Consider the following 18,137-nt stretch of genomic DNA (forward strand, 5'->3'; position numbering starts at 1 on the left):
CGCATCGTTACTGCACTTTTTCGTACACCATCCGTGACAGCAGTTCGGCCACTTCGATTGTGGCAAATGTGGTTGCGTAGTCGGACATCGCGTAGGGAATGATCAGTTGGTTTTCGTGCACGATCGCGCCGCAGGTGTAGACGACGTTGGGAACGTAGCCCTCGCGTTCCACTTCGTTGGGTGTAATCAGCGGATCGTGTAAACGAGCCACAATTTTCGAAGGGTCTTGCAAATCCAACAGCATCGCGCCGATGCAATACTTTCGCATCGCGCCGACGCCATGGGTTAGAACGAGCCAGCCCGCGTCGGTTTCGATGGGCGAGCCGCAGTTGCCCATTTGCACGTACTCCCACGGGTTGGTGGGTTTGATGATCAGCTCGCTGGTGTGCCAAAAGTGAAGCATGTCTGAATACATCAAAAAAAGATGCTCACCGTCTTGGCGGCCCAGCATCGCGTAGTGCCCGTTGATCTTTCGTGGGAACAACGCCATTCCTTTGTTTGCAACCGCCGGACCGTTAAGTGTGTGCAGTTTGAAACGCAGGAAATCGGTCGTTTCCAATAGCTGTGGCAACACCATGCGTCCGTCGTAGGCGCTATAGGTCGCGTAATAGCGGCTACTGCCATCCGAATCGTGAAAGTGCACAAAGCGGGCGTCTTCGATACCGTTGGTTTCGGTGGGGCTGAAGGGGAATATTAAGCGTTCGGACAGTTCGTGGTCGGGAGTGTACTGGATTTCATAGTTCGATTTGGCCAGCATGACGACTTGCTCGACCACCGGTGCGAGTTCGGCATGACGCGATCGGTGCGCGCGAAGCGATGTCTGAAGTCGCGATTCAAGTTGCTCGAGTGTAAATTCTTCGGGTAGCTCTGCCAGCACTTCATAGGTAAACGGAATCCCCAGCCCCAGTTCAATGAGTTTACGGCGGAAGAGATCGTTTTCGTAGCACGAATCGGGGACAAAGCGTGGTGTGGTGACGAACCGATTCGGTTCATCGATCGTGATTTGCAGGTCGCGGGTCATCGTTCCACTGCGAAACACGATTGATGAGATGTGTCCTTCGCCGACCGCACGCAGACTCATGGCAAACCGCCGAGCTCCGGTCGCCAGGTTTGTCTGGTCGGGATGCCATACGATGGAGGGATTGAACAAGGCCGCCGACTCCAATGCGTACTCTTGAGTGAAGTACGCGCCAATTAGCAGGCGTCGGTTTTCGGTTAGTGGGGTATCGGTGAGAAGGTGACGGCGAAGTTCGTGAAACCGCCGCTCAAAGAATGCCTTTGGTTTCTGGTGTCGTCCATGAAATTCGTCCAACACGTGATCGAGCAGGTCGTCGACTTCGTGTTCGGAGAGCGTACAAACGCGGGCGATGACCCGCAGCACACGGTCATCGCCGGGTGGTTGAAACGGTCGCAAAACGACGCGTTGTTTGTTGGGCGAGAGGACGATTCCAGTTCGTGTGACGTGCATTAAATGGCCGTTTAAGAGGGGATAGGCATCGGTCGCTTCGACAAAGCAATGACAAGTTGGATGCGAGGCTAAGCGGATGTTGAGTTGACTCGCATGGCTGCGCTGAGGCCCCGCATTTCGACGAGCGAGAGTAAAAACGCGAGTGTAGATTCGGCACCTTGGTTCTCGTTAACTTGATTCTCCATAAGCCCGTCGTAGCATCCGCCGGTGGATGCGTCGTAAATCGGTTGGCCGAGATCATTGCGGCCTAGAAACCAATCGAATGCCAAATGAGCTTGCACGTCCCAAAATGGATCTTTTGTTGCAGCGAATGCTTCGATCGAAGCGGAGACCATCGCATGTGCTTCGATCGCCTGCTGGTCAAACACCGCCGTCGCCGTGCCTTCGCGACTGAATCCGTTGGATCCAATGGGGCGGAATCGTCCTTGCGGCGACAATTGTTTTCCGCAAAGCCATCGCAGCGATTTCAAGCCAATGTCCGTTGCTCGCGAATCATCGGCCCCGCGACCGTAGACGATAAGGGACTGTGAAAGCTTGGCGTTGTTGTAAGTCGCGGTGTGTTCAAACCACGGCCAATCCTCGGTCGCCGTGGCGTCGTAAAGCTGAATCAAACGTGCGGCAAGTCGCTGGTTCATCGTCGCAGCCACTCGGTCACCACTGTAGCGGCGAAGGTATTCCTGAATCCCCAAGATACCAAGGGCCCAGGTTCGCGGTGATGTTGTTTTTTCACACTCCGGCATCGCTCGATGGAACAATTCACGAGCCCAGGCGGCTAAGCCGGGGCGACGAGACCGTCCGATGCAAGTTCCCAGTGCCCAAAGCGCGCGGCCTTGCGAATCATCGGATCCATCGTCTTCCAACCACCGCCGGTCGAAGCTCATAAAGTTACGGAAACGCCCTGTATCACGGTCAAACGCGACGTTAAGGAACGCGGCGTAACGAGAAGCGAGCGAATGCACCGTCGGCGAATCGTTGCCCTGTTCTTCGAGCAATACGGTCAGAATCAAGGCCCGGGCGTTGTCATCGGTGCAGTAGCCGTGAGCATGATCGGGAATCGTATAGATCGCGTGCTGCACGATCCCGGTAGAATCACTGAGGTGTTGCAAGTGATCGAGTTGCATCTTGGGTAGTGCCAGTGGTTGCTCGTCGAGAGTGCGTACCGCCAAGGGTTTTCGATGGCTGCTGAGTTCGCGTTGAGCTCGACGGAACGAGGCAAGGTAGGACTCCGAAACATGATCCCACGTCATACTGCGTCCCAACCGGCGGGCCTCGGCTCGCATCGCCATCCTGCGGTTGTCGTCGCCCAAAAGTCCGATGATCTCTCGAGCGATCGCGGCAGAGTCTGCAAAGGGAACCAACACGCCGCGGCCGTCGGCGAGTAGTTCTTCGGCGTGCCAGTAGGGTGTCGAGATCACGGCTTGTCCACAACCAAATGCGTAAGCCAACGTGCCCGACACGGCTTGCTGCACATTTAAATAGGGAGTGATGTACAGATCTGCGGCGCCGATAAACTCGGTCAACTCGTCCAGTTCGACGAATCGGTTATAGAAGCTGACGTGCTTTGTGATGCCGAGTTCGATTGCCATCCGTTCCAAACTGATCCGATAGCGTTCGCCTTGCTCGCGTATCAAACTGGGGTGAGTCGCGCCGAGCACGAGGTAGATGAAGTCGGGGAAACGGGCGACGACCTCGGGGATCGCTCCCAGCACATGCTCAATTCCTTTTCCGGGGGATAGCAATCCGAACGTCAATGCCACCGCCTTGTTTTTGACATTGAATTGCTCTTTTAAAACTTGCTGGTCGGTATCGGGTGCATTCGGGATACCGTGCGCGATCAAGTCGACTTGATCGCTATCGACCGAGTAGGTGTTGATCAGGGTTTGTCGCGACCGCTCGGTCATGACGACGAGTCGCGTTGAATGCCGTACCAACTGTGTCATCACGGCACGCTGCGTTTGACTAGGCTCCGACAAAACGGTGTGCAGCGTGGTGACGATTGGCATCCGCAGGTCTTGCAAGAGTGCCAACACGTGACTGCCGCAGGGACCGCCGTAGATACCGAACTCGTGTTGCAAACAGACGATGTCGACATTGCTGAAGTTCAGGAAGTCGGCTGCAGCCCGGTAGTCTTCAATTTCTTGTTCGACGACTTGGAATCGAACTTCCTGGTCGTACAAGTACCCACCGGGGATATCGTCCATCGGAACCACGACGCACTCGGCGGATGACGCTTTCGCGATGGACGCCCGCAAATCGTGAGTAAAGGTTGCGATGCCACATTTGCGAGGCAGATAGTCACCGACGAAAGCGATTTTTTGAAGTTTGGGTGGGGTCATGATTGAGAGTCGTCCTGTGGAACAAGCGATTCAAGCACCGATCGCTTTGTGAATCGGGTCATGGCAACCGACGTGTCGGCAGCTCCGTAAAACACTTGCAATTCGTTGCCAACATCCAACATTGCCGTTGGAAAAACGACGTTGGGTACAAAGCCGCATTTTTCGTAGTCGGTTGCTGGCGTCATGATCGGCTCGTTGGACCGCGCGATCACGCATGCCGGATCGTCGCGATCCAAAAGTAGTGCGGCAGCCGCATAACGCCCCACAGTGCCGGCGATGTTCGATGTTGCGCTGCCGTGGTAGAGCGTCAGCCAACCTTCGTCGACCAAGATCGGTGGCGTTCCGCTGCCCACACGGTCGCCTTCCCACGACCGGACGCCTCTGAGAATTGATTGGTGACGGCCCCAATGAATAAGGTCCGGTGAGCGAGCGATCCAGATTTGTGGCGGGCTAAAATGCGAATTTGGATTGGGACGATGCAGTGCAACATAGTCGCCGCCGATCCGCTGTGGGAACAGCACGACGTCTTTGTTTTCGCTGGCAAAGATCACTCCGTGACGTTGAAAGTTTACAAGGTCGGTCGTAGAGACGAGTGCGGTTGCAGCGCCGGACCTAGACACAGCGACATAGGTGATCCAGTAAGTTTCGTCGATCTTGGTGATCCGAGGATCCTCGATCCCGTAGGCTTCCAACGATCCGTCAGGCAGCAATCGATCCGCGAACTTCCACGCGTCGCTGCCATGGATTGGTTTACGAAAAGTCTGCAGATGGGAGACCGAGGTCAGTCGAAGATCACCGCTGTCTTGTAGGGCGACAACACGAGCATCCGTTTTACGCAAGTCTTGATCGCGAACCCAATCGACGGCCGTCTCGCCAGATCGGGACCAACGAGGAAGCGGCGTCCATCCCTCGCGTCGCTCGCTCGGGCGTTCGGCGACCCTCGCTAGCATGACAATCTCATTGCCGAAAATCGCAACGGCTGGATTGAAGACGCCGATGACTTCCCAATCGCGTTGGGACGGCCGGATATCGCAGGGACTTAGTAGGCACGAGTTAGATAGTCTATCGATCATGGGGACATACCAAGCGATGGTGACAAAGGTTGTTCCTGATCAGCTTCTGGCTCGAACCTGCTGGTCCCCGACAACCACTCGTGAACCTCCCGCTCCCTCAACACCTCAGCGAACTTATTGGGACGGAGCCGCGACTGCAACTCGCGAAGATCGTTGGGAAAGCGTTCGACGCCCGCGAGTCCGCATCGGCGTAGCGGGGCGCTCCCTTCCTATGATCCGACATTGCCACGCAACGGAGGCTTACGACAGAGCCGTCCCGTGGCGTGTCGGCCAGCTCGCGGGTGGTTGTGGTTTTAGCGTCCAGCGATGCCGCCGATATCAACGGAATCGCAGGAGGAGCATCGTCCGTTGAGAGGCGACGCTTTAAGAGGAAACGCGGTGTGCCGGTCAAACCATCCACCATGATCGCCTCCTTGGGCGAACAAGAGACCTAGTGCGATTTGTCTGCCGAAGGGGATCTTCGTCGCGAACAAACTGCGAAATGCGAGACGCACGCCAGTGACCGCAGGTAGCGGTGGTGACTTGTCTTGTCACCCAGGGGCTTATTTCGCGCAGGCCAACACTGCAACATACCACGATTAGGAATCGACGCAATCGTAAAGTCTTGTACAGGCGATATCGATGGACGTGATTTACGCGGAACTGACGCCGGTTTGCACGTCGTTGGAGTTCAGTTCCTGGTCGTTTTGATTCGCGTTGTTCGCCCAGACGTTGATTCCGGTGCATTCCGCTTCGCCTCGGATCGTAGCGAAAGCGACATCCGCCGCGTCACGGCCGGTTCCAATCCGCACGAAACCGCCCACCGGTGCCAGTCGCGTCGCATCAAATAAGAACCAGCGTCCATCTAAATACGCTTCGAAAAAGCCGTGAAAGTCCTGGGGTTGTAGATTGACGGCGTAACCCGACACGTACCGCGCCGGAATCCCCATGGCCCGGCAAAGGCTGATGGCGACGTGCGCATAGTCGCGGCAGACTCCGGTTCGCTGAATTAATACGTCGCACGCGGTTGTCGTTGGACCGGTGCTGCCGGGTGAGTAATGCAGTTGCTCGTAGGTCCAGTTGCAGATTGCCGTGACGCGAGAATACCCAGGCAGCAATTGGCCGAACTCTTCAAACGCAAACCGATACAACTTGTCGGATTCGCAGTAGCGGCTGGGGTTGAGATACGAGAGCACATCGGCCGATAAATGCTCGTAGCTCGTCTCACACACATTGGTAGAATCGACGACATCCGCGTGAAGCTCGACGGTGGCGCTATAGTTGATCGTCAATTCGCCTAGCGGTGCGTTGATTCGAACGATCCGATTGCCAAGCGGCCCAACGTCACATTCTTCGGCAGGCTGAAAAGGGAAGACTTCCAATGTCTCGGATGTTACGGTCTGGTGAGCGTTTCGAGTAACCGATAGATTGAGAAGATAGATTGCCGGTGATCGGACCATATAATTTAGCTGGCAGCCAACGTTGATGATGGACATTACTAGGTTTCGCGTGGTAGTGGATGCTGTGTCGCTTGTATTGTAGGCTAGCCGCGGCATAGGATGCGAAAAATGTTTTAGCGGCCGGTTCCCCAGCGTTTCTAAATGGAAGACCACGTCGGGATGTTGCCGAGGCCGGGCGATCGGGCTACTCCGAACGCTGGCCTGACCAAACTTTGATTGGTCGATGCGGACCAAAGGAGAATAATTTTTGCAACGGCTCGCTGAAATGTATCAGGTCGGCACTCGTATTTCCGATATCAAGTCCGCCGATCTCGCGACCGCTGCTGACGTCCCAAAATCGAATATTGCCTGCGTGGCTGGAACTGATCAGCGTTCGATCATCGTCGACAAACCATAATCCGTAGACGGTATTCCGATGTGCAGTGAGCAAGCCGATAGGTTCCGAGTCGAGGGCATTGAGTAGCTCGATCGTTCCATCTTGATGACCGACGGCGATGGTTTGGCCGTTCGCCGCGTAGCTCGCACTGGTCAAGGGGCCGAAACGCCTCGGATAAACGTTTTTCGGTTGAAGCGTTTTTACGTCGTAGAACAGCAACGCGTCCTGCGTAACGACGAGCACCACGGATTCGTCTGGCGAGGAAATGATTTCTCGAGCACTTGAGTTGGGCAACATGATCTCATCGATCATCTTCCAATCCGCAGTTTCGTACTGACGGAAACGGTCGTTGTAGAGCGCGAGCAACCGCCGCCCTTGGTCGACGAAACGTAGCCCTCGGCAATCCTTTCCACTCATTGTGGTGTCAATTTGATGCAATTCACGTCCGTCTGCTGCCGATACAACGACCAGCTGATCGGGTGCTGCTGCAACGATCATCATTCCATCCGGTGTTACCGCTAGTTTGTATTGGTTGTCGGAATCGACGTGGGCGATCTGCTCGTGGTCCAGGGTCGACAAATCGAACCGCTCGATGCCTCCATGGTCGCCTCGTAAAAACAGGTGGTCGGAGTCGGTCGGTCGCCGTGTGATCGCGCGAGTGGATGCGCCGAAAGGCGGATGCTGGAACTTGGACTCTTGCAGCGACCAAGCCTGCAACATTCCATTTTCACAGCTGGCAAGGATCCGATCGTCGTCAAAAAAAGCAAGACTGGTGATTTTGTGACCGTCGGTGTTGATGATGCGGGGCGGTGGCTGGTCGCTGTTTGCTTTGCCGCTTTCAATCTTCCAAATATAAATCATTCCATTGTCGCAACCTGCCGCGACACGGTTGCCACCATGATTGATCGCGACGCAGCGAATGCGTCCGTGGATCTCCCCTCGGCTGTCTATTCGCTGTGAATCACGCCATCGCGTCAGGGCCCAATTTGCGGAGTCGGCAGCGATCATTCGCTTTCCATTGCCGGACAATGCGAACGTCAACGGACTGAAATTGAACTCCCAGATTCTAGCGGGCTCTAAATCGGGCACGGTCCATGACCGCAGCGAATGCCAATGGTCTCCGTCAATTTCGTCGCGGAGGATCCCAACGAGTTGTTCGCTATCCGGCGAAAAACAGAGCGATTCATTTCGTGATCCGGTCGTCAAACGAGCGTGCAGTTGACCATGCGCGTCGTGCAGCAAGACTTGGTGGTAACGTCCGGCGGTGGCGATCCATTTTCCATCACGCGAAAATGCGGCGGATTCCACTGAATACTCGTGGCCTTGCAGTTGTGCCGCAACTTCGCCCGTGCTGGCAACGCGTAGCGTGACCGGATTCAATCCGGTCGGAACGTTGCTGCCGGTGACCAATTTTGATCCGTCGGCTGAAAGGGCGATCGCGTCGAGGCTTCCCCCGATGCTCCACTGGTGAATCTCGCGACCTGAAAGGATGTCCCAGTGGCGAACCCAACCGTCCTCGCCCACCGAGAACAGGTCGGTTCCGGATGGATTTAACGCGACTTCGGTGGCGGGGCCGTCATGTTTGCCCAGTGTCAACACTTCGGGCGGACGTGATAGGTTCTTAAGTAACCACCATTCGAAGCCTCGTTGATCAAATTCGTCCGAGACCCGAGACGTTGGCCCTGGAACTTGGCGAGCGAGTAATCGATGGACCGCCCGAATATCCTGCTGCGCGTAAGCTCGGTAGGCCGACGCCATGTCAGCAACATAGAGGTGACGGCGTAATTCGGATTGGCTTCGATACAGGTGCGAGTTGGTTTCGGCAAGCTGGTTGTTGGTGTGCTCGAGCGTCGCGGTGCTGGCGGCCAACCGTGTGTTCAGCTTTGACAATCGCCAACTCGCAAGCGACTGGGTCAAGATCACCGCCAAGACGACCGACGCGAATCCAAGGGCGGAGGCAATCGAGGTCTTTGGATTTCGCACCAACCAGCGTACTGCTTGGTCTGCACGCCCAGGGCGACGCGCGTGGATGGGCATGCCCGATGAGAACCTTCGCAGATCGTTGGCCATCTCTGCAGCCGACGTGTAACGGTCCGCCGGGGATTGCGACATCGCTTGCATGATGATCGCTTCCAACGACGCCGGCACGCTCTCGCACACTTTCGAGGGCGGTTTAAGCCGGCCGCTGACGATCTCGAGCAACACGTGAAACCGGTCGCCCTGGTGCGGTCGTTTTAGGGTTACCCATTCGTAGAGCGTTGCGCCCAAAGAATAGATGTCAGTGCGATGGTCGATCCGATTGGCACTGCCCGAAGCCTGCTCGGGGCTCATGTAGTGGGGAGTCCCGATGATCTGACCGGTGCGAGTCAACACGGTCTGTGCTTCGTTGGCCGAGGCTAGGCCGAAATCGGTCAGCCATACCTTGCGATCAGAATCGATCAGCAGGTTCGAGGGCTTTACATCGCGGTGGACGACTCCTCGACGATGGGCGTGATCCAGCGCATCGGCGATGTTCGCGATCGCCGATGCGATGTCCGTCATGGTCCAGTCTGGGTTGCCTGCATTGTCATCAGAGACGGCATTCGTGATCGCATCGTCCGTCATTGCGTCGTCGTCGTTATCGTCGTCGTCGTTATCGTCTTCGGGTTCGCCAAATTGACTTCCGTCTTTTCTAACGCCGCTGATTTGTTGAGCAACCGTTTCCCCCGAGATCATCTGCATGGCAAGGAACGAGGTTCCATCGTGCGTCCCAAAGTCGCGAAGTGGAACGACGTGGGGGTGATTCAGTGACCGAATCGTCTCGGCCTCGCGCCGAAAACGCTTCCGCATCCCCGAGTCATTCGCGGCCGCGGCATGGAGCACTTTTAAGGCGACCGGTTCGGAGCTATCGGAAGCGATCGCTTCATAGACGACTGACATACCACCGCTGCCCAGCGTGCGGATCAGGCGATAGCGGCCCAGCTGACGGGGAACATCGGTTGGCTCGTTGATGTTTCGCGGCGTATCATCCGAAAAGGAGGTTTCATCCGCATTGCCTGTCAGCGGCGTGGAGCCATTAACCTGAATGTGTTGCGCGACAAATCGCAAAAACGGCTCGCGCAGCTCAGGATAACGTGCAATGAACCGCTCTGGAGCAACCTTGCGGCCTTGTTCCATTTCGTCCAAGTAGGCTGCGATCAGGTTGTCGAGTACCATGTTGTCGAACTTCTTCATCCACTTAGCCCCGGCAAATTCTTTTGCTGCGTTGACTCGTTTGGTTTGTGAGGGTGGCCGGGAGTGTCCGACGCCATAGGAGGCTCAAGGATCGAATCAGGAGATCACGTCCGGGATGCAGTCGAGGGGGCAAATGCTGTCGGCGAAGTAGCCGTAGAACAACGTAAGCTATGTAGCGAACGGTGTGCAAATCGGGGGAGATCGTGATGTTGTTGGTGGACTTTGGTAGGGGCAAAATTGGATTGTTGGATTGTGGGGAACGGAACGTTCACGCTGTGCTGAAAATGCAATCTACACGGATAGAGTTAACGGAGCGTGAAAAGGATTCGGGTAAGTGGTTGACTATGAGGGGACAGCGGAAACGAAAGGGGGGAAAATAGCACGCGCTGCCAATAGGTGGTAATGGCCAATAGGTGGTACTGGTTGTTCACTGAATCATATCAGAGCGGGCTTTTCCACGCAAAGCTCGAAGGTCAAGCTGGGCATCGGCAACCTGGGGCTTTTCTGTGCTGGATGACAACTAGCATTAGGTGCCAGGCACCTAAATTTGACACGAGTTTGTAATCCGCTCTAATACCGGTATCTGAATCATCCCTCGAACACGCGGAGGTGCCCTGATGCCACGGCCGCCCCGAGCTGAACAATTCAGCCCCGACGAAGTTTGTATCGTCCACGTGACACAGCGGTGCGTCCGCCGTGCCTTTCTGGCAGGTGTCGATTTTGTTACCGGTAAGGACTTTTCTTACCGTCGAGAGTGGATTCGTAGACGACTGGAATCGCTCGCATCTGTTTTTTCGGTTGACGTACTCACCTATTCAATCATGAGTAGTCACGTACACGTGATTCTCCGCAATCGGCCTGATGTTTTGGCCCAATGGTCCGACACCGAAGTTGCCCTACGTTGGCTGAAAGTGTTTCCAGGACATCGGCTCGAAGAACATCTTGCCGAACCGACCGAAAATGACGTCCAATCGCTTGTCCGTGACAAGCAGCGACTAAAGACGATCCGGCAACGTCTGGCGGATATTTCCTGGTTCATGCGAGCATTGTCCGAGCCGATTGCTCGCCGCGCTAACAAAGTCGACGAATGCACGGGGCATTTCTGGGAAGGTCGTTTCAAAGCACAGCGAATCGTCGACGAAACCGGTCTGTTGGCCTGCAGTATGTACGTCGATCTGAATCCGGTGCGGGCAGCGATGGCGGATTCCCCAGACCACTCACCGCATACGTCGGCCTATGACCGTATCGAAGCGGGAAAAGGTAGACAAATAGATTCAGCGGCATTCGATTTGAAGCCAATTCCGAGCGAACAAGTGGCAAAGAACACTCGCGAAACTCCGGTCGAGGCGCTTCGTAAAAAACAGCGTGCCAAGCGTAAGAATCCGACCGGACGCAAGGTACGTCGGGATGGTTGGCTTGCTCCGCTGCCGCTCGACCCAAGCACGCTCGCGAGCGAACCTCAAGTGCACACCGATGGTTTTCGCAGCAGCGACCGTGGGTTTCTGAGTGTGTCGCTTAACGAGTATCTGCGATTGCTCCGCTGGACTGCCAAACATGCTAACGACACAGCGAAATTGCCCGCAGGTGTAGCACAAACACTGGCAGCACTTGGAATCGAATCTTCGATGTGGCGAGACTTGGTGTGGCACTGGGAAAATTATTTTGGCCAATCCACCTGTGTCGGCCGCAGCGAGTCGATGCAAGCCGATGCGGTGCGGACGGGGCACCACTGGCACCGCGGCCAATCCAACGCATCAGCTTGTTTCGTATAGCTCATTGCATGTTCTAGTTGACTAGCTTGCATTGATATTGATGCTTCATCATGCAGGAACGTCGACCTCGCAAGGCGACCGTTCTGTAAATGCTGTCTGTTGTGATGCTTATTCGCGAATAAATGCGGCGAAAATCGATGATCGAGCACCGGATTTTTTCATTTGTGGGCTGTCGCAACGAAAGTCGAACGTCAAACCAAACGAGAAAGTCGTATACATCAACAAAACGGTGCCAGGCACCAAGTTTAAATAATGGTGGATGGCACCAATCGGGAAATGTGGAAGTTGGCCGAGGGGGGCGATATAATTGACATCGCAAGCGGTACCTTTCCAAGGGACATTGATGATTGACCATGAATTTCCAGTGGGCAGACGAAACTGTGACGCTCGCGTCATTGTGCCCACTGCGATCGCTTTCGCAATCTGGATTGCAATCACTGGATGCGGAGAGCACCCACGGGAATCCGCGAAGCCTGAGTCGAGCTCCGCTAAAGTCCCTTCGCGGACGATGTTGCACGCTGAGCCCGTCTCGGTGCAAAGCGATACTGGTCACGTGACCGCCGCTGCATCGCTGCCTCCGCAGCCAATGCTGAATGATCAACCGATCGTTGCAACAGTGACGCTCTCCATTCAGCGTGGTTATCATATCTATGCCCAGGTCGATTCCGACGGCCCCTTCACTTCGCTCTCGATCCGCGGGGCGGCAAGCGTGCAAGGTGTGCGTGCTTTGCCCACGATCCTTCCCGCACCGCATGCCATCGCCGACGGTCATCCAATCTTCCGAGATACTGTCGAGGTGTCGGTCCCATTGGAAGTGCTGCCCGATTTTCAAGGCCGATTTGTCCTGTCCACCAAAGTCACCTACCAAGCTTGTAACGACCTTGCATGCTTTCCCGAAGAAACGCTCGTCGTTGACCTCCCGGTTTTGATCACTCCCAACCCGCCACACTCCAAAGGTGATTCATTATGAAGTCGCTGTTTTTAAAGTGCCGTCGTTCACTCGTTGGCAAATTGTCGACGCTGGTGTTGTTTGCCATCGTGGGTTCGTCCCCGTTTGCGTCGGCCAAGGAGCTTGCGGAGTTGCGAGTCGTCTACGTTGGCTCCGAGCGTGCGAATGAGTTCGTTGATTTTTTGCGTCAACATGTTGCCGATGTCCATTCGGTCGATCGCGATGAGTTTAATCCGGCAGACGGCGACAAGTTCGACGTGGTGCTGCTGGATTGGCCTCAAAGCAGCGATGCACGGTTGACGAGAACCCAATCATCGCCACTGGGACCCCGTGAAAATTGGAGTCGGCCGACTGTCTTGCTTGGCAGCGCCGGATTGAACTTGGCTTGTGCTTGGCAACTGCGAGGAGGTTCAGGGTGCACCTGCTTGGACCCTGTCGCTTACGACTTAAAGAACCACGTGATCTTCAAGTCCCCGTTTGCGATTGATCGTGCCGCGACAACCGCGATCGATACTCCATCATCATTCCAAGACGACTTGGAGGCGAAGTCAATTGACGTTATCCCGCTAGTCGATGACCACGAAAAGCATTGGAGGGCTGGTTGGTGTACCTATTCGACCGCATTCGAGGTTTTTCCCGAGGTTGAATTCTTCTGCGGCGGCGTAAATCACAAGACTCCAACGGCTGCCGCAATCTGGCGTCAAGGAAACCTAATGCATTTCGGTTTTCAACAGTCTCCAGTGGAATTGAATGATGTCGGTGACAAAATGTTGCTCAATGCGATCGCCTACATTAGCCATTTCAGCCAGGATCGCCCCATTGCCATCACGCCGTCGGTGTTTGTCGGACCGTACACCCGGCCGAGAAGTTCCGTGGCCTCGTATCTTGCCAATCCGGACCGTGCGAAGTGGGTTGAACGTATGGTCACACCCGAGCTGTGGGCGACGATGCAGAATCTAGATGACACAGACGCGATGGCGGCTTGGGCTAAAGAGCGTACCCCCTACTTCACGCCCGATGCTGCCAGCAAACTGGAAATAGACAAAGACTTGGAAACGATCAAGATGGGGTTTGATGATCCTGGATTCCTGCCGTCAATGATCGAGCATCTGGCGTCCAACGAGCAGGGTGATTCGGCAAGAGCCAAACGACTGCTTCTACGCTACGTTCCAGAGGGGCCGAAATCAGACGACGCCAATACGTGGAACTTATGGTATGACCAGAACGAGCCATTCCTGTTTGCCACCGACTATGGCCACTATCGTTGGTACATTGACCCATTGGCTAAGCAGCGTGGTGTCGCCACCGCGCAGCTGCGAGGAACGGCACGCATGGATCAGTGACGCCCCCATTGCGAACCAGATCTAAAAAGGTTCGATCGACCAAGACTTGATTGACCAAGACTCGGGCGGCCAAGACTCGGGCGGCGAAGACTCGGGCGGCGAAGTCGCGGGCGTAAACGTCGCGCGACCCTGCTGGAGTTCGGGCATTGCATCGGGATAGAACGATGCAAGAGTTCGCTAAGATTAACCTCCAGCAAATATCTCAACGACTCGTGAGCGTTTCTGCCAAGTCGTCTGTGCCAAAAACAATTTGCCGTAATGGGCGATAGAATCCTCGCGACCGTTTCATCCGCTCGATCAAACGGACGGTGTTTCCATAGACATGCAGGGGGCGTCCCGGACGTTGGTGGATCGGCATCGCCTTGATCTCGGCGCGATAGGATCCCGTTGGCAGAATAATCGGGCTCCATCCGGTGGGTGATCCCGCATCGCTCGATGTGGGCGAAAGGAAGACAACAATCAGGATTGCAAACCGGCTTGTCCGGCTCAATAGTCTTTTCAGGCTCATTGGTGTAGGAAGATCAGTGCGGAAATACGAGACATAGGCGAGTGATTTAAAGGATCGGTCATCAATCGATCCAGCAAAAAAAAACTCCACGCAAACCGCATGCCATCAAAAACTCGCCGCGCAAACGAAATCGCATGATCCGTTTGCAAAGGTGTCGCCGCCGCGTGGCCAATCAAAATAGGCGTGGCGAGGTCGCATGCTTCAGTCGAAACCAGCAAGGCGATATCAGCTGGGGAGGCAGCTTCGGCATCGCCATAGCGACAGTGACAGCGGCGGCGTCATCAGTGTTAACAAGTTGCGGCGGTACGCCCGCGGTTATAGCGTCGGCACCTGAGCGTTCGCCTTCATGGCCTGCTCACGCCACCACGTGGTGGCGTCACGCTGTGTCCATCGGTCGGCGCATTTACAACGTTTTAGCTCGTCAAGTAGACAATTGGCACCGGCGATTCGTTGCTCAACCTCTTTCGCCAAACAGCGCATAATCACCGACTGAAGATCTGGAGGGATGTCATCACGATAGGTTGATGGGAGATCCGGTGTTTGATTGACTTGTGCCATCATGGTCTCGAGAGGGGAGTCCCCGATAAACGGTGGTCGACCCGTTAGCAAGAAATAGGCGACCGCCCCGACTGAGTAAATATCGCTGCGCGCGTCGACGTCGCAAGGGCTTGCGATTTGCTCGGGTGACATGAAACCAGGAGTTCCCGCGACCATGTTCGACTCGACCGAATGTTGCGGATTGAGTGAGAGTTCTCGAACGACACCAAAGTCCAGCAGCTTGGTGAAGTCATCGATGCCGCCCCGCTGCGACGCAAAAATGTTTGCGGGTTTAACGTCGCGATGAATCATGCCGGCGCTGTGTGCCTCGCAAAGTGCCTCGCAGACCTGCACCAAGAAGTGGACGGCCCGCGGGGCCGGCAAAGTCCCTGTCGTGTCGACCAAGTTACGCAAGTTCATCCCCGGCAATAATTCCATTGCGAAAAAGAAAACACCGTCCTTGGTTTGCCCGTAGTCGTAGATTTCAATTGTGTGAGAGTGTGTCAACTTGGCTGTTGCACGCACTTCGCATTGGAATCGTTGCAGAGCTTGGTCATCAGCACAGTACTCGGGTTGAATGAGTTTGATCGCGCATGGGCGTTTAAGCATTCGGTGCTCCGCCTCGAAGACTTGTCCCATACCGCCTTCGCCAATGAAGCGTTTCACTTTGTACTGGGCCAAGCGTTGAGCGGTGTATGCGAACAGTCGAGCACCGTGTATCAAGTGGGCTGCGTAGATCGAGACGCCCGCCGCAATCAAGGTGACGGGCAGTGGCATACCGAACTCATCTTGCCCGAGCAGCATGCCGACCCGCGAGTCGAGCCGAATGGCCAACAGCGTGACAAGCCCTGGAATGATTGCAACGGGAATCAGGATCGTCGCTGCTCGTCGCCATGTATTAGGCATGAAGACGCCGTAGACCAGAATGATCAGCGTCCAAACAAAAAAGTTCCAGTTATGGACGCTGATCAACGTGACTGCATCTTGTCGGGCCGCCGATTCGAGCATCAATCGCACCACAATTACGATTGCAAGCAGACCAACACTCGCCATCACCATAACCTCGGCGCCGCGGATCTGTAACAGCGTCACACGTGGCTTGTAAACCAAGATCGTTGCGCAACCGACGGTAACGGCCAGCGTGCCGATCCGACCGCCGTAGCCCCAGACAGCATTATGGTAGGTGAATAGCCGCACCATCGATATCGCGATCAACACCGCCATCACCGATGCGATCGCGATCAAACGGCGGCGAAGAATTTGACGATTGTCTTCCCATACATCTTTCAGGACGAGATTCGGATCTATCGGCGAAGAGGGCTCAGCGATGATCGTGTCGGGTGGTGGGCGACTCGGTGGCGATTCCAACACCGTACCCGCGAAGTGATGTTTCAGCAGCGATAGCACTTCGGTAAGGATTTCGGGGGTCTCGCTACACTGCTGCTGTGCAAACGCGACACGATCTCTTGGGGGAAGTTTGATTGCCTCGCTGAAGACTTCCTTGACGCGAGTGTATTGAGTTGGCGTCATGTGGCGGTCTCGTCGGACAATTCACGTCGCATCCACGCTCGCAACATCGTCCAGTCGGATTCAACGGTGCGTTTGGAGACGCAAAGCGCCTCGGCGACTTCCTCCATGGTCAAACCACCGTAGAACCGCAATTCGACAATCTGAGCTTGGCGAGGATCCAGTGCGGCTAATTTCGTCAGCGCCTCTTCGACCGCTAGCACATCTTCGTCCTTGCGACTGCTGACGCAGAGATTGTCATCCAGTTCGATGCGCTGTCTTTCACCGCCCCGTTTCTGTCGCTTCTTTCCGCGTGCGTGATCGACCAGAATGCGTCGCATCATCTTGGCACCGATTGCGAAAAAATGCGACTTTCCTCGCCAATCGACTCGGCTTTGATCAACCAGACGAAGATAGGCCTCGTTCACCAAGGCCGTGGGCTGCAGTGTGTGTCCAGGTGACTCACCGCGTAGCAGGTACCCGGCCAGGTTTCGCATTCGGTCGTAGACAACATCCGCCAACTGATCGGCGGCGTTCGGATCACCGTCTACAACTTGCGCCAAGGTTCCAGCGACATCAATTTTGTCAGCATTCATGTCGGATCACGCCTGCCAGGGTGATGGTTTCCTCATCATTGGGCCTAATCTGATTTCTTTTGAAAAAAGATCTGCGGAGTGTTACTAACGGCGCCGCGTAGCTAACAGACCCGGGGAAAACCGGTCAGAAACTTGCTCTAGTTTAAGGGAGCCACGCGATGCAATCCACACGATTACCAGGAATCGGCGGCACGAATCCTTCCGATGACGAACTCATCCAAACCGCCCTTATGGGAAATCGGAGCGGCTATGAGCAGCTTGTCTGGCGATACCAGGATCGACTGTTTCGATCGATCTTCGTAAATGTGGGATACGCGGATCTTGCCGAGGACATCACGCAAGAAGCATTCGTGCAAGCCTACCTTCATCTGGGCACGTTCGAAAATCGGAGCGGATTCTACACGTGGCTTTTTCGCATCGCCTTGAATCTGCGTCGCAAGCACTTGCGGCACCGTCACCTCACATTGTCAATTGACGCCGAGAGCAACCCTCGAAATCAGGCGTTGTTGCAGCCTGAGAGTTCACCACCAGAGCGACTGGAGAGGAGCGAAGAACAAAAACAAGTTCGTTGTGCCCTTGCCCGGCTCGATGACGTGCACCGCGAGATTTTGATCCTGCGGGAATTCGAGGGTTTTAGTTATCACGAGATCGCCGAGCTAATGCAGATCAAACAGGGGACTGTCCGCAGTCGATTGCACCGGGCACGAACGCAACTACGAAAAGAGCTGAGCGGTTACGTCCTCGGTCAATCCCACTCAATTCAGGTGCCGACCGAACGAAGCTACCGCCGATGTTTTTGATCACGCTGGATTGGCAACCTCGCCATCCAGTTTTGGCCACTCCATCGATTGCCGTTGGCATCAAAGCAGATCTTACCGGCGGTGTAGATGCCACCGCCTGCGAGTTTCAGCATCATTGCAAAATCGAGCGAGTTGTAGGCGAGGTAGGGCACAAGCAGAGCGCTGCGTCGCGAGCCGGCATTGGGTTACCGCTAGGCTTTGTCGAAAAGATCGTACAGCGG

At 55.4% G+C, this 18,137-nt stretch carries 13 protein-coding genes; 4 read left to right on the forward strand and 9 right to left on the reverse strand.

What is annotated here, in order from left to right:
* Positions 1-7: 7 nt before the first annotated feature.
* From ABD971_RS13340 to ABD971_RS13360, 5 genes are all read right to left on the reverse strand, one after another.
* Positions 8-1,468: a glycoside hydrolase family 130 protein gene (locus tag ABD971_RS13340; RefSeq protein WP_345322782.1), complete on the reverse strand. Its 1,461-nt coding sequence runs from the start codon at positions 1,466-1,468 to the stop codon at positions 8-10.
* 68 nt (positions 1,469-1,536) lie between these two features.
* On the reverse strand, positions 1,537-3,804 hold the full coding sequence (locus ABD971_RS13345) for a glycosyltransferase family 4 protein (RefSeq protein WP_345322784.1): 2,268 nt from the start codon (positions 3,802-3,804) through the stop codon (positions 1,537-1,539).
* Entirely contained in the window at positions 3,801-4,877 is a 1,077-nt protein-coding gene (locus tag ABD971_RS13350; protein ID WP_345322786.1) for a glycoside hydrolase family 130 protein, read from the reverse strand. The genes ABD971_RS13345 and ABD971_RS13350 overlap by 4 nt, the downstream gene beginning before the upstream one ends.
* Before the next feature lie 632 nt (positions 4,878-5,509).
* Positions 5,510-6,352 carry a transglutaminase-like domain-containing protein gene (locus ABD971_RS13355; RefSeq protein ID WP_345322788.1) on the reverse strand — a complete coding sequence of 281 codons (843 nt, stop codon included), beginning with the start codon at positions 6,350-6,352 and terminating at the stop codon, positions 5,510-5,512.
* Between the two features lie 148 nt (positions 6,353-6,500).
* Entirely contained in the window at positions 6,501-9,905 is a 3,405-nt protein-coding gene (locus tag ABD971_RS13360) for a protein kinase domain-containing protein (protein ID WP_345322790.1), read from the reverse strand.
* A 617-nt stretch (positions 9,906-10,522) separates the two neighbouring features.
* On the opposite strand from ABD971_RS13360, the gene ABD971_RS13365 reads away from it, so the two are divergent.
* From ABD971_RS13365 to ABD971_RS13375, 3 genes are all read left to right on the forward strand, one after another.
* Positions 10,523-11,677 (forward strand): hypothetical protein, encoded by a 1,155-nt coding sequence (locus ABD971_RS13365; protein WP_345322792.1) that lies wholly within the window; start codon positions 10,523-10,525, stop codon positions 11,675-11,677.
* Between the two features lie 343 nt (positions 11,678-12,020).
* A complete protein-coding gene (locus tag ABD971_RS13370) occupies positions 12,021-12,647 on the forward strand; it encodes a protein-disulfide reductase DsbD domain-containing protein (protein WP_345322794.1) in 627 nt (208 codons plus the stop codon).
* Entirely contained in the window at positions 12,644-13,969 is a 1,326-nt protein-coding gene (locus ABD971_RS13375; RefSeq protein WP_345322796.1) for a hypothetical protein, read from the forward strand. The genes ABD971_RS13370 and ABD971_RS13375 overlap by 4 nt, the downstream gene beginning before the upstream one ends.
* A gap of 202 nt (positions 13,970-14,171) precedes the next feature.
* On the opposite strand, the gene ABD971_RS13380 is transcribed toward ABD971_RS13375, so the two are convergent.
* The 3 genes from ABD971_RS13380 to ABD971_RS13390 all read right to left on the reverse strand — a co-directional run bounded on the left by ABD971_RS13380 (position 14,172) and on the right by ABD971_RS13390 (position 17,116).
* On the reverse strand, positions 14,172-14,477 hold the full coding sequence (locus ABD971_RS13380; protein WP_345322798.1) for a hypothetical protein: 306 nt from the start codon (positions 14,475-14,477) through the stop codon (positions 14,172-14,174).
* 315 nt (positions 14,478-14,792) lie between these two features.
* The gene (locus tag ABD971_RS13385; RefSeq protein WP_345322800.1) at positions 14,793-16,544 is read right to left on the reverse strand and encodes a serine/threonine-protein kinase; all 1,752 of its coding nucleotides are present in this window, start codon (positions 16,542-16,544) and stop codon (positions 14,793-14,795) included.
* Positions 16,541-17,116: a sigma-70 family RNA polymerase sigma factor gene (locus ABD971_RS13390; protein WP_345322802.1), complete on the reverse strand. Its 576-nt coding sequence runs from the start codon at positions 17,114-17,116 to the stop codon at positions 16,541-16,543. The genes ABD971_RS13385 and ABD971_RS13390 overlap by 4 nt, the downstream gene beginning before the upstream one ends.
* Positions 17,117-17,274: 158 nt before the next feature.
* On the opposite strand from ABD971_RS13390, the gene ABD971_RS13395 reads away from it, so the two are divergent.
* Positions 17,275-17,916 carry an RNA polymerase sigma factor gene (locus ABD971_RS13395; RefSeq protein ID WP_345322804.1) on the forward strand — a complete coding sequence of 214 codons (642 nt, stop codon included), beginning with the start codon at positions 17,275-17,277 and terminating at the stop codon, positions 17,914-17,916.
* Here the strand turns inward: ABD971_RS13395 and ABD971_RS13400 are convergent.
* Positions 17,898-18,032, reverse strand: coding sequence for a hypothetical protein (locus tag ABD971_RS13400; RefSeq protein ID WP_345322806.1), 135 nt, complete (start codon positions 18,030-18,032; stop codon positions 17,898-17,900). The two genes, ABD971_RS13395 and ABD971_RS13400, sit on opposite strands and share 19 nt — an antisense overlap.
* Positions 18,033-18,137: the final 105 nt, after the last annotated feature.

Origin of the sequence: Novipirellula rosea (genome assembly GCF_039541335.1) — a bacterium.
GTDB classification, from domain to species: Bacteria; Planctomycetota; Planctomycetia; order Pirellulales; family Pirellulaceae; genus Novipirellula; species Novipirellula rosea.

Coding starts and splice junctions, on each gene's coding strand:
- ABD971_RS13340 (WP_345322782.1), bottom strand. CDS start 1,468: ATGCACGTCACACGAACTGGAATCGTCCTCTCGCCCAACAAACAACGC.
- ABD971_RS13345 (WP_345322784.1), bottom strand. CDS start 3,804: ATGACCCCACCCAAACTTCAAAAAATCGCTTTCGTCGGTGACTATCTG.
- ABD971_RS13350 (WP_345322786.1), bottom strand. CDS start 4,877: ATGATCGATAGACTATCTAACTCGTGCCTACTAAGTCCCTGCGATATC.
- ABD971_RS13355 (WP_345322788.1), bottom strand. CDS start 6,352: ATGTCCATCATCAACGTTGGCTGCCAGCTAAATTATATGGTCCGATCA.
- ABD971_RS13360 (WP_345322790.1), bottom strand. CDS start 9,905: ATGAAGAAGTTCGACAACATGGTACTCGACAACCTGATCGCAGCCTAC.
- ABD971_RS13365 (WP_345322792.1), top strand. CDS start 10,523: ATGCCACGGCCGCCCCGAGCTGAACAATTCAGCCCCGACGAAGTTTGT.
- ABD971_RS13370 (WP_345322794.1), top strand. CDS start 12,021: ATGATTGACCATGAATTTCCAGTGGGCAGACGAAACTGTGACGCTCGC.
- ABD971_RS13375 (WP_345322796.1), top strand. CDS start 12,644: ATGAAGTCGCTGTTTTTAAAGTGCCGTCGTTCACTCGTTGGCAAATTG.
- ABD971_RS13380 (WP_345322798.1), bottom strand. CDS start 14,477: ATGAGCCTGAAAAGACTATTGAGCCGGACAAGCCGGTTTGCAATCCTG.
- ABD971_RS13385 (WP_345322800.1), bottom strand. CDS start 16,544: ATGACGCCAACTCAATACACTCGCGTCAAGGAAGTCTTCAGCGAGGCA.
- ABD971_RS13390 (WP_345322802.1), bottom strand. CDS start 17,116: ATGAATGCTGACAAAATTGATGTCGCTGGAACCTTGGCGCAAGTTGTA.
- ABD971_RS13395 (WP_345322804.1), top strand. CDS start 17,275: ATGCAATCCACACGATTACCAGGAATCGGCGGCACGAATCCTTCCGAT.
- ABD971_RS13400 (WP_345322806.1), bottom strand. CDS start 18,032: ATGATGCTGAAACTCGCAGGCGGTGGCATCTACACCGCCGGTAAGATC.